Annotated in this window: 14 protein-coding genes; 9 read left to right on the top strand and 5 right to left on the bottom strand. The window is 66.5% G+C overall.

Annotation, left to right across the window (positions count from 1 at the left end; translation table 11 throughout):
* Positions 1-59: 59 nt before the first annotated feature.
* A complete protein-coding gene (locus SKC41_RS26740) occupies positions 60-818 on the bottom strand; it encodes an SDR family NAD(P)-dependent oxidoreductase (protein ID WP_330980718.1) in 759 nt (252 codons plus the stop codon).
* A gap of 112 nt (positions 819-930) precedes the next feature.
* Here SKC41_RS26740 and SKC41_RS26735 point away from each other — a divergent pair, with 112 nt between their 5' ends.
* The 8 genes from SKC41_RS26735 (at position 931) to SKC41_RS26700 (ending at position 11,865) form a co-directional block, all read left to right on the top strand.
* Positions 931-2,460, top strand: a complete 1,530-nt coding sequence (locus tag SKC41_RS26735; protein WP_330980717.1) for an ATP-dependent DNA ligase — start codon at positions 931-933, stop codon at positions 2,458-2,460.
* Positions 2,461-2,496: 36 nt separating this feature from the next.
* The gene (locus SKC41_RS26730; RefSeq protein ID WP_330980716.1) at positions 2,497-4,758 is read left to right on the top strand and encodes a carbon starvation CstA family protein; all 2,262 of its coding nucleotides are present in this window, start codon (positions 2,497-2,499) and stop codon (positions 4,756-4,758) included.
* A 43-nt stretch (positions 4,759-4,801) separates the two neighbouring features.
* Positions 4,802-6,325: an Hsp70 family protein gene (locus SKC41_RS26725; RefSeq protein ID WP_330980715.1), complete on the top strand. Its 1,524-nt coding sequence runs from the start codon at positions 4,802-4,804 to the stop codon at positions 6,323-6,325.
* A 73-nt stretch (positions 6,326-6,398) separates the two neighbouring features.
* The gene (locus SKC41_RS26720) at positions 6,399-7,226 is read left to right on the top strand and encodes an oxidoreductase (RefSeq protein ID WP_330980714.1); all 828 of its coding nucleotides are present in this window, start codon (positions 6,399-6,401) and stop codon (positions 7,224-7,226) included.
* Between the two features lie 88 nt (positions 7,227-7,314).
* The gene (locus tag SKC41_RS26715) at positions 7,315-8,607 is read left to right on the top strand and encodes an acetyl-CoA C-acetyltransferase (RefSeq protein WP_330980713.1); all 1,293 of its coding nucleotides are present in this window, start codon (positions 7,315-7,317) and stop codon (positions 8,605-8,607) included.
* Between the two features lie 7 nt (positions 8,608-8,614).
* Positions 8,615-9,409 carry an enoyl-CoA hydratase/isomerase family protein gene (locus SKC41_RS26710; protein ID WP_330980712.1) on the top strand — a complete coding sequence of 265 codons (795 nt, stop codon included), beginning with the start codon at positions 8,615-8,617 and terminating at the stop codon, positions 9,407-9,409.
* A complete protein-coding gene (locus tag SKC41_RS26705) occupies positions 9,406-10,569 on the top strand; it encodes a CaiB/BaiF CoA transferase family protein (RefSeq protein ID WP_330980711.1) in 1,164 nt (387 codons plus the stop codon). The genes SKC41_RS26710 and SKC41_RS26705 overlap by 4 nt, the downstream gene beginning before the upstream one ends.
* A gap of 3 nt (positions 10,570-10,572) precedes the next feature.
* Positions 10,573-11,865: an acyl-CoA dehydrogenase family protein gene (locus SKC41_RS26700; RefSeq protein ID WP_330980710.1), complete on the top strand. Its 1,293-nt coding sequence runs from the start codon at positions 10,573-10,575 to the stop codon at positions 11,863-11,865.
* An 18-nt stretch (positions 11,866-11,883) separates the two neighbouring features.
* Here SKC41_RS26700 and SKC41_RS26695 read toward each other — a convergent pair whose 3' ends face one another.
* Positions 11,884-12,330: a nitroreductase family deazaflavin-dependent oxidoreductase gene (locus SKC41_RS26695; protein WP_330980709.1), complete on the bottom strand. Its 447-nt coding sequence runs from the start codon at positions 12,328-12,330 to the stop codon at positions 11,884-11,886.
* Between the two features lie 48 nt (positions 12,331-12,378).
* Positions 12,379-13,023: an MspA family porin gene (locus tag SKC41_RS26690; RefSeq protein WP_330980848.1), complete on the bottom strand. Its 645-nt coding sequence runs from the start codon at positions 13,021-13,023 to the stop codon at positions 12,379-12,381.
* Positions 13,024-13,256: 233 nt separating this feature from the next.
* Here SKC41_RS26690 and SKC41_RS26685 point away from each other — a divergent pair, with 233 nt between their 5' ends.
* Positions 13,257-13,514, top strand: coding sequence for a hypothetical protein (locus SKC41_RS26685; RefSeq protein ID WP_330980708.1), 258 nt, complete (start codon positions 13,257-13,259; stop codon positions 13,512-13,514).
* Positions 13,515-13,521: 7 nt separating this feature from the next.
* On the opposite strand, the gene SKC41_RS26680 is transcribed toward SKC41_RS26685, so the two are convergent.
* Positions 13,522-14,481: a phosphotransferase family protein gene (locus SKC41_RS26680; protein ID WP_330980707.1), complete on the bottom strand. Its 960-nt coding sequence runs from the start codon at positions 14,479-14,481 to the stop codon at positions 13,522-13,524.
* Entirely contained in the window at positions 14,481-15,281 is an 801-nt protein-coding gene (locus SKC41_RS26675; RefSeq protein ID WP_330980706.1) for an SDR family NAD(P)-dependent oxidoreductase, read from the bottom strand. The genes SKC41_RS26680 and SKC41_RS26675 overlap by 1 nt, the downstream gene beginning before the upstream one ends.
* Positions 15,282-15,461 lie beyond the last annotated feature (180 nt).

The following is a 15,461-nucleotide window of genomic DNA, read 5'->3' as shown; positions in this document are numbered from 1 at the left end:
CTGCCTAAAGAGTGTACTTATTGCGCTCGAGCTTCCAGCGGGCCCCTAGCGCGGGGTCGCTACTTGGGCGCGAAACGCTGTCCCGCGTCCAGGCGCAGGCACTGGCCGTTGAGCATCGGGTTGTCGACGATGGCCAACGCCAGCTTGGCGTACTCCTCGGGTCGGCCCATCCGCTTGGGGAAGGCCGCGTCGCGGGTCAGCGTCGCCGCCATCTCGTCGGGAACCATCGACGTCAGCCCGGTGAGGAACAGGCTCGGGGCGATTGCCAGCGCACGGATCCCCATCGATCCCAGGTCGCGGGCCATGGTCAGGCACATTCCCGCGATCGCCGCCTTGGCGGCGGTGTAGGCGACCTGCCCGATCTGGCCCTCGAATGCGGCGATCGAAGCGGTGTTGATGATGACACCGCGCTCGTCGTCCTCGGGCTCGTTCTTGGCCATGTGCGCGGCGGCCAACCGGCTGATGTTGAAGGTGGCGATCAGGTTGAGATCGATTACCGATTGGAAGGATTCGAGATCGTGGGGGCCCGATTTGGTCAGCGTGCGCTTGGCGATGCCGCCGCCGGCCGTGGTGACCACGACGTGCAGGCCGCCCAGCTTGTCGACCGCGGTCTGCAATGTCTCCTCGGTGCCGGCGTAGTCGGTGACGTCTACCGGGTAGAACGCGCCACTGATGCCCTCGGCAACGGTTTTACCGTCGGAACCCTCGCGGTCGAAGATGGCGACATCCGCACCACGCTCGGCGAACAGTTCGGCCGTGGCCCGACCCATCCCCGAGGCACCGCCGATGACGACGGCCTTCTTCCCATTGATCTCCATCCGGACGTCTCCTTTTGAGGTTGTCAGATCCTGTGCAATCTGTAACGTTACGTAGGAACGCTAGCGTGTCCGCTCTGCCGCGTTGTCACCGAGCCATGCCAAGCTGGCGATCGTGCTCCTTCTCGAGGTGGTAGCCACGTCGGTTGAGGTCGGCGCCACGTCGTCCCGGCTGACCAAGGTGGCGCGCATCGCCGACCTGCTGACCCGCGCCGCGCCGGACCCGGAACTGGTAGCGATCTTAGTGTCGTGGCTCTCCGGTGAGCTCCCGCAACGCCAGATCGGGGTGGGCTGGGCGTCGTTGCGGACGCGGCCGCCCGCGGCGGCCGAGGCGCAGCTCACCGTGACCGGTGTGCACGCCACCCTCACCGACATCGGCGCGGTCTCGGGCAAGGGATCGCAGGCGCGCCGCGCCGAACTCCTCGCGAAGCTGCTCGCCGCCGCGACCGAATCCGAGCAGACCTTCCTGGTGCGGCTGCTCTCCGGCGAACTGCGGCAAGGAGCACTGGCCGGGATCATGGCCGACGCGGTCGCCAAGGCCGCCGAGATCCCGGCCGCCGCGGTCCAGCGTGCGGCGATGCTGGGCGGTGATCTGCCCGCGGCGGCAGCGGCGGCCCTGTCCGGTGGAGCCGTGGCGCTGCAGGCATTCACCCTGCGAGTGGGCCAACCGGTCGGCCCGATGTTGGCTCAGACCGCCATCGGTGTGGCCGACGCACTCGAACGGCACGGCGGCACAACAATTTTCGAGGCCAAGCTGGACGGCGCGCGAGTGCAGATTCACCGCGCCGGGGATGTCGTCACGGTCTACACACGAAGCCTCGACGACGTCACCGCCCGGCTGCCCGAGGTGGTGGAAGCGACGCTGGCGCTGCCCGTCACCGACCTCATCGCCGACGGCGAGGCGATCGCGCTGCGGCCCGACAACCGGCCGCACCGCTTCCAGGTCACCGCCTCCCGGTTCGGCCGATCGGTCGACGTCGCCGCAGCCCAGGCGGCTCAACCACTTTCGGTGTTCTTCTTCGACCTGCTGCACCGCGACGGCGTCGATCTGCTGGACGCGCCGACCACTGAGCGGCTGGCCGCCCTCGACGCGCTGGTGCCGGCCGGGCAGCGGGTCGACCGGCTGGCCACCTCCGATCCCGCCGCCGCCACGGCCTTCCTGGACGCGACGCTGGCCGCCGGTCACGAAGGCGTAATGGCAAAGGCGCCGGGCGCGTCCTATCTAGCCGGGCGTCGCGGGGCGGGCTGGCTCAAAATCAAGCCCGTCCACACCCTCGACCTGGTGGTGCTCGCCGTCGAGTGGGGTTCGGGGCGCCGAAGCGGCAAACTGTCCAACATCCATCTGGGCGCCCGCGATTCGGCAACGGGTGAATTCATCATGGTGGGAAAGACTTTCAAGGGGATGACCGACGCCATGCTGGACTGGCAGACGGCGCGATTCAGCGAGCTCGCGGTCGGATCGATGGACGGTTACGTGGTCCGACTGCGTCCCGAGCAGGTCGTCGAAATCGCGCTCGACGGCGTGCAGAAGTCCACGCGTTACCCGGGCGGCCTCGCGCTGCGATTCGCCCGGGTTGTGCGCTATCGCGACGACAAGGGTCCGGCCGAAGCCGACACCATCGACAACGTCCGTGCGCTGTACTAATTCAGCCGGGCGACGAGCCGCGCGTCGTCGTAGGGTTTGACCGTGACTGTGCACGACAAAGATGTCAGCTACATCCGCACGGATGATGACCTGCCGCCCGTCGCCATCATCGACCGCTCCCCCATCAGCTTCCGGCACAAAATCGTCTTCGGGATCATCGCGGTGATCGGTGCCGTCGCCTGGGCCGTCATCGCGTTCGCACGCGGGGAGACGGTCAACGCCGTCTGGATCGTGGTCGCCGCGATCTGCACCTACATCATCGGGTTCCGCTTCTATGCGCGGTTGATCGAAATGAAGATCGTCCGCCCTCGCGACGACCACGCCACACCCGCCGAGATTTTCGACGACGGCGCCGACTACGTGCCGACCGACCGTCGGGTGGTGTTCGGCCATCACTTCGCCGCGATCGCCGGAGCGGGACCACTCGTGGGTCCCGTGCTGGCCACCCAGATGGGCTACTTGCCCTGCAGCATCTGGATCATCGTCGGCGCGGTGTTCGCCGGCGCGGTCCAGGACTACCTGGTGCTGTGGATCTCGACCCGGCGCCGGGGCCGCTCGCTGGGCCAGATGGCCCGCGACGAGCTCGGCAACACCGGCGGCGCCGCCGCGATGGTCGGCGTCCTCGTCATCATGGTGATCATCATCGCGGTGCTGGCGCTGGTGGTGGTGCGCGGCCTGGCCCAGAGCCCGTGGGGTGTGTTTTCGATCGCGATGACCATCCCCATCGCCCTCTTCATGGGTTGCTACCTGCGTTTCCTGCGCCGGGGGCGGGTGGCCGAAGTGTCACTGATCGGCTTCGTCCTGCTGATGGTCGCCGTCGCCTCGGGCAACTGGGTCAGCGAAACCTCTTGGGGCGCATCGTGGTTTACCCTGTCCGCGGTCACGGTCTCCTGGTTGATCATCGTCTATGGCTTCGTGGCGTCGGTGCTGCCGGTGTGGTTGCTGCTGGCGCCCCGCGACTACCTGTCGACGTTCATGAAGGTCGGCGCCATCGCCTTGCTGGCCGTCGGCATCTTTATCGCGCACCCGCTCATGCAGGCCCCCGCGGTCTCACGGTTCGCATCCAGCGGCGACGGCCCCGTGTTCCCCGGCGCGCTGTTCCCGTTCCTGTTCATCACCATCGCGTGCGGCGCGCTGTCCGGGTTTCACGCGCTGATCTCCTCGGGGACGACGCCCAAGCTGCTGGAGAAGGAAAGCCAGATGCGCTTCATCGGCTACGGCGGCATGCTCACCGAATCGTTCGTCGCGGTGATGGCGTTGATCAGCGCGTCGATCCTGGACCAGCATCTGTACTTCGCCCTCAACGCCCCGACCGCGCAGACCGGCGGCACCGCCGCCACCGCGGCGCACTACGTCAACGGCCTCCGGCTGTCCGGGCCGGCGGCGACCGCGGACCAGCTGAACCAGGCCGCCGCGGGCGTGGGCGAGAAATCGATCGTGTCGCGCACCGGCGGAGCCCCGACGCTGGCGGTCGGAATGTCGGAGATCCTGTACCGGGTGTTCGGCGGCGCCGGTCTCAAGTCGTTCTGGTACCACTTCGCGATCATGTTCGAGGCGCTGTTCATCTTGACCGCCGTCGATGCGGGCACCCGGGTCGCGCGTTTCATGCTGTCCGACACGCTGGGCAACCTGGGTGGTCGGCTGGCCAAGCTGCGTAACCCGAGCTGGCGTCCCGGCGTTTGGCTGTGCAGCCTCGTCGTGTCCGCAGGATGGGGCGGCATCCTGCTGATGGGCGTGACCGATCCGCTCGGCGGCATCAACACGCTGTTCCCGCTGTTCGGTATCGCCAACCAGTTGCTGGCGGCGATTGCCCTGACGGTGGTGACCGTGGTGGTCATCAAGAAGGGCCTGCTGAAGTGGGCGTGGATTCCGGGACTTCCGCTGCTGTGGGATCTGGTGGTCACGCTGACGGCCTCGTGGCAGAAGATCTTCTCGGCGGACCCGGCGATCGGCTACTGGGCTCAACATTTCCAGTACGCGGCCGCCAAGGTCGCGGGCAAGACCACCTTCGGCTCGGCCAAGAACGCTCATCAGATCGACGAAGTCGTCAGGAACACCTTCATTCAGGGCACCCTGTCGATTCTTTTCGCGGCAGTGGTGATCATCGTGTTGGTCATCGGAATTGCGGTCGCGCTCAAAGCAATTCGCGGTGAGGGTCGGCCGTTGACCGAAGATGATCCGGTGCCCTCGAGGATGTTCGCGCCCTCGGGCCTGATTGCCACGCCCGCGGAGCGGGAGGTGCAGCGGCAATGGCAAGCACCGCAGACAGTGGCGCCCGGCGAGCGCCACGCCGGATAATCAAGGTCCCGAACTTCGCTGTACCGCCCTAAGATTGTGCGCAATGAGAGTCGGTATCGACTTCGGCACCACGCACACTGTCGTCGCGCTCGTCGACCGGGGTAACTACCCGGTCGTCTCGTTCGACGGCATCGATGCCTGGCCGTCACTCATCGCCGCCAACGCGGCCGGGGAACTGCGCTTCGGAGTGGACGCCGCGGCCGTTCGTCACGATCCGGGGTGGTCGGTGCTTCGATCGATCAAACGCCTGCTCAACGACGCCGGACCACAGACCGAGGTGACGCTGGCCGGCCGCAGCTACCGGTTGACCGACTTGCTCACCGGATTTCTGGCCCAGCTCAAAAACGACCTGCTGCAGCGCTCGAACGGCAGCTTGACTCCGGGTGACGCCATCGAGGCTGCCATCAGCGTGCCCGCTAATGCCGCCAGTGCCCAGCGCCTGCTGACGCTGGATGCCTTCGTGGCGGCGGGTTTTCAGGTCGTCGCACTGCTGAACGAACCGTCGGCAGCCAGCCTCGAATACGCCCACCGATACCGCTCCACCATCACCGCCAAACGCGAATACGTCCTCATCTACGACCTCGGCGGCGGCACCTTCGACGCGTCACTGCTCAAGATGACCGGGCACTCCAACGAGGTCGTGATCAGCGAGGGCATCCAGCGGCTCGGCGGTGACGATTTCGACGAGGCGATTGTGCAGCTTGTCACCGACGGCGCGGACCTACCTGACCTGGACTCCGCCGTGCTCGACCTCCTCCGTGAGGAGTGTGCGGTTCGCAAGGAGGCCATCGGGCCGCAGACGCGCCGCTTCCTGGTCGACATGTCGGCGATCGATGACAAGGTCGCTCGGCCACCGTTTTCGTGCGGCATCGACGACGTCTACTCGGCATGTGCACCGCTCGTCGAGCCGACGATCGATCTGCTCAACCGCATCCTGCGCGACGGCAGCGCGGACGTGGCGTGGTCGGAGGTTGCCGGCATCTACGTGGTGGGCGGGGCCGGCGGCTTTCCCCTGATCTCGCGGATGCTGCGCAGCACCTTCGGCGAGAAGCGGGTGAAACGCTCCCCTCATCCGTTTGCCGCCACGGCCATCGGTCTTGCCGTCTTCCTGGACAAGGAGTCGGGTTTCGCGTTGTCGGAACGCTTTTCGCGACACTTCGGGGTGTTCCGCGAGGCCGAAGCCGGCGCCGGCGTCGTCTTCGATCCGATCGTGGGCAAAGACGTCTCACTGCCCGCCGACGGCGAGACGCCGCTCATCGTCCGTCGGACATACCGGGCGGCGCACAACATCGGGCACTTCCGCTTCGTGGAGTGCAGCCGCCTGGTCAACGGCCGCCCCGACGGGGACGTGACGCCCTACGATCCGGTTCTGTTTCCCTTCGACCCCGCGCTATACGACCGCGACGACCTCGGGCGCCAGCCGGTCGGACGGTGGACGGACGGGCCGGATGTCGAGGAGCGCTACGTCGTCGCGCCCAGCGGCGCCGTGGAGGTGACGCTCACGACGAACCCGGGCGGCTTCATGCGCACCTATCGCCTGGCGCGGCGCGCCGCGTCGGTGTCATAACAGGCCGACGTGACCGGCTGAGCTAGAAACGATGCCGGAGCTGATTGCGCCACGACACCGAAAAGGATCGCCCATGCCCACCTGGCTCATCACCGGCTGCTCAACCGGACTCGGCAGAGCCCTCGCCGAAGCCGTCATCGACACCGGCCACAATGCCGTTGTCACGGCACGCGACGCCGCGAAGGTCGCCGACCTGGCTGACATCGCGCCCGATCGGGTGCTGCCCGTCGCCTTGGACGTCACCAAACCCGACCAGATCGCTTCCGCCGTCCAGCAGGCCGAAGGGCGGTTCGGCGGCATCGACGTGCTGGTCAACAACGCGGGATACGGTTATCGCGCCGCAGTCGAGGAAGGCGACGACACCGAGGTCCGCACCCTGTTCGAGACGCACTTCTTTGGTGCCGTCGCGATGATCAAGGCCGTCCTGCCCGGCATGCGGGCACGCCGCAGCGGCGCAATCGTGAACATCTCCTCGATCGGCGCCCAGGTGATGCCGGTGGGATCGGGCTACTACGCGGCCGCCAAGGCGGCACTCGAGGGAATGAGTGGCGCGCTTCGCGGTGAGTTGGCACCGCTCGGTATTTCTGTGACGGTGGTCGAACCGGGAGCATTTCGCACCGACTTCGCCGGACGCTCGCTCGTCCAGGCGGCCGCGGTCATCGACGACTACGCCGGCACCGCCGGACAGCGTCGCAAGGAGAACGACACGATGCACGGCAATCAAGCCGGTGACCCCGCCAAAGCCGGCGCCGCGATCGTCACCGCCGTCGAATCCAGTGAACCGCCGGCATTCCTGCTCCTAGGCCCCGACGCGCTGGCCTTGTATCGCTACACCGCGGACGCCCGCGCGAGCGAGATCGCGAAATGGGAACAGCTGACCGGCGGCACCGACTTCGATTGAGTCGATGCTGCGCAGCGATGCGTCGCAACCCCTTTCGCCCGAAACGCTACGAGAATGGCTTCGCCATTTTGGAGAGGGTTATTCTCCAATGGCGAGAGACGGATTACGATCACTAAGGATCCGCCGCATCGAACCCCTCGCCCAACGATCGGAGCCCAACATCGACGCCTGGATTCTCGACGCGGTACGCACGCCGCGCGGGCGGGGCCGCCCCGACGGCGGGTTGCACAACGTACATCCGCAGGCGCTGTTCGCCACCTGCCTCACCGCCCTGGCCAAGCGCACCGGTTTCGACCCCGGGAACGTCGATGACGTGATCGCCGGCAACGGCATCCTGTCCGGCGACCACGGTGACGACATCGCGCGCCTATCGGTTCTGTTGGCCGGCTGGCCGGAGACCGTGCCGGGGATGACACTGAACCGCTTTTGCGGATCCGGTCAGCAAGCCGTCACCGTCGCGGCGTCCTCGATCGCCGCGGGCAACGACGATGTGGTGATCGCGGGCGGAGTCGAATCAATGTCGCGTTGGGACGTCACGGCCGGAGTGCCGACGATCGACGGTAACAACGCGGACTTGCGCGCACTGTATCCGACCATTCCGCAAGGTATTTCGGCTGACCTCATCGCGACCCTGGAGGGCTTCACCCGCGAGGTCGTCGACACCTACGCCGCACTCAGCCAAAACCGCGCTGCCGCCGCCATCGACGAGGGGAGATTCGATCGCTCCCTGGTCGAAGTCGCCACGCCCGACGGTCTTTTCGCCCGCGACGAGCACCCGCGCCCCGGCACCTCCACGGAGTCGCTGGCACGGCTGCGGCCGGCGTTCGCCGCGATGGGCGCCACCGGTGTCGACGGTGAGCACCGCACGTTCGACGAGATCTGCCTGCAGCGCTACCCCACCGTCGACCATGTCGACCACGTTCACCACGCCGGCAACTCCTCCGGGGTGGTCGACGGTGCGGGCGCCGTGTTGCTCGCGTCGCCGAACTGGGCGCGCTCCAACGGAGTAAAGCCGCGAGGGCAGATCCGGGCCGCCGCCGCGGTCGGCAGCGAACCGATCATCATGCTCACCGCGCCCGGGCCGGCCGCGCAGCGCTGCCTGCAGCGGGCCGGCATGACCGTGGCGGACATCGACCTCTGGGAGATCAACGAAGCGTTCGCCGCCGTCCCCCTCAAGACCATCCGCGACCTCGACCTCGATCCGGACCGAGTCAATGTCAACGGAGGCGCGATCGCGCTGGGCCACCCGATCGGTGCGACCGGCGCGATGCTGATCGGGACCGTCCTCGACGAGCTCGAACGTCGCGACCTGACAACGGGACTGGTGACCATGTGTACCGGTGGCGGCATGGGCACCGCGACGATCGTCGAGCGGGTGTGACCCGGATATGACCAAGCCGAGCACGCTCGATCTCGACCGGCCGCGCGACGGCGTCGTCGTCCTGCGACTGAATCGACCCGAGCGGCTCAACGCGATCAACGAGGTTATGCAAACCGAATTGATGCAGACGCTAAGCGATTTGGCCGGTGACCGCGCAGCGCGCGCCATCGTTCTCACCGGCGCCGGTCGGGGCTTTTGCGCGGGGATCGACATGCGCGACTTCGGCCCTGGCATGCTCGAGGCCACCGCACCCGCACTGGACCGGATGCGTTTTCAGGAGAGGATGGCCGCGCTGGCCGAGGGGCTACGTGCGCTGCCCGCTCCGGTGATCGCCGCGATCAATGGCCCTTGTGTCGGCGCGGGCTTCGCTTTGTGTCTGGCTTCCGACATCCGGATCTGTTCGGCGACAGCATCATTCGGCAACGCCGCGATCCTGCTCGGCCTGTCGGGCGCCGAGATGGGCATGAGCTACCACCTGCCCCGCATCGTCGGGACCAGCGTCGCCGCCGACTGGATGCTCACCGGACGCACCGTGTCGGCGACGGAAGCCGATCGGCGCGGGCTGGTCAGCGAGCTTGTCGAGCCGGACCGGCTGATCGACCGTGGCGTTGAGTTGGCGTCGCTGATCGCGGACCTGTCGCCGCTGGGCGTGCAGCTGACCAAGCGCGCGTTGCAAGTCAACACCGACGCCGCGAGCCTGTCCGCCGCGCTGGAACTGGAGAACCGCAATCAGTTGATCTCGCACGCCACCGACGAAGCGGCCGCACGCAGGCAAAAGTGGTCTTCGGGGCAGACCCGGTGAGCGGTCCGCTGCGCGGGGTCCGCATCGTGATGATGGGCGGCCTGGGACCGGCCCCGTTCTGCGGGATGTTGTTGGGAGACTTGGGCGCCGACGTCGTGCGCGTCGATGCTCTGGCAGGCGTGGACGGTCCGCTGCCCATCGATTACACGGTCCGCCGTAGCCAGCGGTCCGTTGCCGTCGACGTCAAGGATCCCCGCGGCCGCGACCTCATTCACCGGCTGGTCGCCGACACCGACGCCTTCGTCGACGTGTACCGACCGGGCGTGGCCGAACGGCTGGGCATCGGCCCCGACGCACTGCGGACGCACAATCCTCGTCTCGTGTACGCCCGCATGACGGGCTACGGGCAGGACGGGCCGCTGGCCGGACACGCCGGCCACGACATCAACTACCTCGCGCTCGCGGGTGCCCTGCACAGCATCGGCACCGCCGAATCACCCATTCCGCCACTCAATTTGGTCGGCGACTACGGCGGTGGCGGCATGCTGCTGGCGGTGGGCCTGCTCAGCGCGATTCTCGAGGCCCGCGAGTCGGGCGAAGGCCAGGTGCTCGACGTCGCGATGGTCGACGGTGTCGCCACCCTGTTGGCGCCGTACTTCGGGATGGTGCCCGCCGGCACCTGGCGCGACCATCGCCAGGACAACTTGCTCGACGGCGCGGCGCATTTTTACGGCGCCTACGCCACCGCGGACGGACAGCACGTCGCGGTCGGCGCGATGGAACCGAAGTTCTATGCCGAACTCTGCGATCGGCTTGGCGTCGACGTGCCGCACGACGACGCCGAGCCGGCCACCTGGTCCGCACACCGCGCGGCGCTGGCCGCCTGTTTCGCCGAGAAGTCGCGCGCCGAGTGGGAACGGCTTCTCGACTCACCGGGATGTTGTGCAACACCGGTACTTTCGCTATCGGAGGCGCCGCGGCATCCGCACCTTGCCGCACGCGACACCTTCATCGCCGTCGACGGGATCACCCAGCCCGCGCCGGCTCCGCGCTTCTCGCGCACCAAGCCTGGTACGCCCTCGTCGCCGTCGTTGCCGGGCGATCACTCGCGTGCCTTGCTGCGCGAATTGGGATTCGACGAGCATGCCATCACCGAACTCGTCGACGCCGGCGTCGTGAAACAAAGCGTGGCGCGAAGCGCTGACGAACGAAAGGGATGACAGATGTCGTGGGATTTCTCCACTGATCCGGAGTGGGCACAGCAACTCGAATGGGTCGAGGACTTCGTGCGCACCGAGTGTGAGCCCATCGACCTGATCGTCAAGGAGTCGCACGATCTGGGCGATCCGGTACGCCAGGCGCTGATCCCGCCTCTGCAGGAGATCGTGAAGGAGCGCGGGCTGTGGGCCACGCACCTCGGTCCACATCTGGGTGGCCCGGGCTACGGCCAGGTGAAACTGGCCCTGCTCAACGAGATCCTGGGCCGCTCGGAGTGCGCACCGATCGTATTCGGTTCGCAGGCACCCGATTCCGGCAACAGCGAGATCCTCGCGCACTACGGCACGCCCGAGCTCAAAGCTCGCTACCTTGAGCCGTTGCTGGATAACCGGATCGTGTCCTGCTTCTCGATGACCGAACCACAGGGCGGGGCGGACCCGAAGGTGTTCACCACGTCCGCGGTGCCCGACGGTGAGCACTGGATCATCAACGGGGAGAAGTGGTTCTCGTCGTTCGCCTCGATGGCTTCGTTCATCATCGTGATGGCGATGACCGACCCCGACGCGCCGCCTTACCAACGCTATTCGATGTTCGTCCTTCCCGGCGACACCCCCGGGATCAATGTGATCCGCGATGTCGGACTGGGGTATCAGCCCCTGGGCGGTGGGCGCGAGGGTTACGTCCGCTACGAGAATGTCCGGGTGCCCGCCGACCACATGCTGGGCCCACGGGGTGGCGCGTTCGTCGTCGCGCAGACCCGTCTCGGCGGCGGTCGCATCCATCACGCGATGCGCACGGTGGGCTTGGTCCGCCGGATCTTCGACATGCTCTGTGAGCGGGCCGTGTCGCGTTACACCCAGGGCGAGGTGCTCTCCAACAAGCAACTCGTGCAGGAGATGATCGCCGACTCATGGATGGAGATCGAGGCGTTCCGGCTGCTGACGCTTCAAACCGCCTGGAAAATCGACCAATTCAACGACTACAAGGCGGTGCGGGCCGATATTTCCGCGGTCAAGGCGATGATGCAGAAGGTGCTGCATGACGTGTCGGCGCGGGCGCTGCAACTACACGGATCGTTGGGCACCACTCATGAGATGCCGTTCGTCCAATATCTGGTGGAGTCCTTTGTGTTGGGCCTTGCCGACGGCCCGACCGAGGTGCACAAGGTAACGCTGGCACGAATGCTGCTCAAGGACCGCGAGCCCGCGCCCGATCTGTTTCCCTCCGAACACCTGTTGCGGCTGCGTGCGTCCGCCGAGGCGAAGTTCGCCGACAAGCTGGCGGGTATCCCCCGCTGAACCACCGTCAGGGCGCCGTCACTGCGCTTGCTGCGGGATCAGCGCGAGAACGGGAATCGTTCGGGTGGTTTTGCGTTCGTAGTCGGCGAAACCCGGATAGCGCGAGGCTTGAATGGCGTACTTCTGGTCGCGTTCGTCGCCGTGCAGTTCGACAGCCCGAACGTCGATGAGATCGTCCCCGACTTCAATCTGTGCGTCGGGGTGAGCAACCAGATTGTGGTACCACGCCGGGTTGCGGTCGGCGCCCGCCGCTGACGCGAACACCAGATAGCGCTGTCCGTCGGACAGATACATCATCGGACTCACTCGTTCCTCGCCGCTGCGAGCTCCCTTGCTGTGCAACAGCAGTACCGGTGCGCCCTCGAACTGTCCGCCGACCCGGCCGTGGTTGGCGCGGAACTCCTCGATATTGCGACGGTTGAAATCGTCGTCGGACACGATGCCTCCCCCAAGCGCCTCACCCATTGAGCTATGCGATTGTATCCGGGCTCTCGGCCGACGACGAGAACCCGATCAGACGGCTTTGGTGACGCCGACGTAGGACACCACCACGTCGGACTGGTCAGTCACCCGGGTCAGCGTCGCGTAGGAGCGAATGAACGACTGGCCCACGCAGCCGTCGATCCTGACGTGGAAGTTGGCGATCATGATCCACGGGTGCGGGCCCTTGAATTGCTTCTTCGCCACCGGCACCACAATCACGAAGCCGGGCTTGAGCCCCACATTGATCGAGCCGCCCACCGGGACGGTGAGGAACGGCAGAAGAGGCGGCAACGCGCCGCTGGTGTCAAACGTCGGGCTGAGACCGGGGGCGATGCCCATGTTGCCGCCGAGGTCGACGCCGTTGGACGTGCTCATGTCGATGCCACAGCCGATCTCGTAACCCGCCTCGAGAATGCCTTGCGGCTGTCCCGGCCCGCTCAGGTCTCCGACAAATGTTCCGGTCGCGATGTACTCGCGGGACGAGAGCGCGGTTGTCAACGGCGCGACCGGAGTCTGAGCCTCGTCCTTCGCGCCAAGCCCCAATCGCCAGCCATCCGGGGTATTGACGATTTGGGGAGGATTCGAGGGCACCAGCCCGTCATTCGTTGGCGTAGCGGCACCAGCGGGCTGAACGTCGGGATCGGCGGCCGTAGACGGGGCCATGGTCAGCGTCATTAAAAAGCACATCGTGACGACCGCAGCGTTACGGACGACCCCGGCTTTTGTCCCCACGGGCGAAACCGTAAATACCGCGCCGTGTGCATAGCGGCATTTGCTGGTCGCCCCGGCAGAGTCGTTGCGCGTTCGTAACTGATACGCGATGTGGCTGCGGCAGGCTGGCGTTGGCCGAGCCGGCCGGCCGCTAGAATTGCGGGTGTGGCACACGGCAACGACCCGAGAGGGCGGCGATGAAAGCTCGTTCGTACGCTCGCGGACCGGTTGCCGGTGCGGTCAGCGTCCTGGCCTTGTGGGGCGGCATCGGGCTGGCGCACGCGGACGATACCGATCCCGACCCCGAGCCGCCGATGCTCCCAGAGATCAGCCAATTCAACACGGTCGACGCTCCATCGTTCTTTACGAACCCCGCCAATCGAGGCATCCCACGGGAGAAAAACTGGGACGGCGTCGGAAACTATTGCCAGAACGTCTTTATCAAGTGCCGCTAACCGAGGCCTACTCCACCATCGACCGCGCCCGCTCCAGCAGTCGCGGCAACGTCGGCGCCATGGCTTCCCATTCTTCTCGCGGCGTCTTCCTTCGGCGGTTGTGTTTGACGATCAGCGACCAGGTCGCCGCCGACTTGAAACAGGCGAGCGCGCGAAACCAGGCCAGGTCGGCGACTTCGTGCCCCAGCTCATACTGATAAATCTCGGCTAGCTCGTCGATCGGCGGCGCCATCCCGACAGCGCCCGAAACACGTTGGTAAGTCTCGGGATCGCAGTTGATCAGAAACCAGCCCGCATCGATCCGCGGATCACCGATCGACCAGATCTCCCAATCGATCACCGCGTTGACACTCGCCCCGGCCGCCATCAGATTGCCCAGCCGAAAGTCACCGTGTACCACGCCGGGCGCGATAGCGTCTGGGGCGCAACGTAATAACGCGTCGCGTACCCCCGGCCAGCCGGGAACCAGTGACGCATCGACGGTCTGCAACGTCTGACACCAGCGCTCGACTTCCGAGACCGCATCGATGACCGGTTCGGAGCCCAGCCCAAGGTCACTAGGTGACAGGCTGTGCAGGGCGGCCATGGCCCGGCACGCGTTGCGGTAGCGCTCGGCCAGCTCCGGTGTGGGCGCGCAACCGTCGAACAGCGGCTCGACGCAGTCACCGTCGACGTGCGACATCACGAACAGCGGCGGGTTCAGCGGCGGATCTCCCGGGTCCTCCCAAAGCACCTCGGGCACCGGAACCCGAGTCGCGGCAAGCGCTTTGAGAATGCGGGCCTGCCGCAGCACATCGCGGTGCGCGATCGGATCAACCCCCGGCGGTGCGAGCTTGATCACCACGGGTTGGCCGGATCGCGTGCCGCGAAAGGTGAGGCTGGAGGCACCTCCTGCCAGCGCGGTGACGTCGGTGACGTCGGCAACCGCGAGTCGGCGGCGCAGCTCGTCGAGATCGACCTCGCCCATCAGCCGGCGGGCTGAAACCAGCCGACCTCCGCAAGGAAGGTCTGAGTATGCGCGATGCGACCGGTCAGGGTCTTCGGATCTCCCGTACACAACCGGAACGCCGTCTCGGTGATCAGCTCGATGTCCTCGGTGTCCGTCTTGGCCAGGTCGAGGGTGCCCGCGCCCGGGGTGGCCACGGGATTGGACGGAGCGGCGGCGTTGACGGCGATTCCGTCGCCATACAGTTCTGCGGCAAGGCTTTTGGTGAGCCGGTTGAGTGCGGCCTTGGCCGTCCCGTAAATCCCGAAGCCCGCGGTCCGGTCGAATTCGGAGAAGGGTGGGCCGGGCGGTAGATCGCCGCCGACTGAGGTCAGATTCAGAATCCAGCCTCGGCCGCGCTCGCGCATCGCGGGTATCGCCAACTGGCTCAAATGCAATGGCCCGAGCACATGCATTTCCATCATCAGCCGCGCGCGTCGCTCGGGAAATCCGTCGAGGGGCCGCAGGAAGGTGACCGCGGCATTGTTCACCAGGATGTCCGGGGCGCCGACGGCGTCCACGACTTCACCGAACAGCCGCGCGCGTTCCTCGGCCTGGGACAGATCTGCCTGCACGGCGATGGCCCGACCCCCCGCGGCGACGATCTCGTCGGCGGTCTCACGCAGCGACCCGTGGTATTTAGGGTCGGGGTCCATCGTCCGCGCGGTGAGCGCGACCGTGGCGCCTTGCGCCGCGAACCGGGCGGCGATCGCCTTGCCCAAACCTCGGCTGCTCCCCGTGACCAGGGCCACCAATCCGTCGCATCGCTGGTTCGCGGTCATCGTCGACGCTCCTCGGGGCGGTCGGTAAACGGAAATGGCTTCTCCAATCTAGAGAATGTCATTATCACCGATCCATCCCGGGTATAAGCAAGGCGCCTTCGGACATCGTGGCCTAAATCGTGGGGCTCATGTCTTTTTAGCCACTCACCAGATGGCGTCCGCGGGTCTAACGTGCTGTTC

Source organism: Mycobacterium sp. 050128, assembly GCF_036409155.1.
GTDB lineage: Bacteria > Actinomycetota > Actinomycetes > Mycobacteriales > Mycobacteriaceae > Mycobacterium.
Note: the sequence above shows the minus strand (reverse complement) of the source record. Positions and strands in the feature narration are given on the sequence as shown.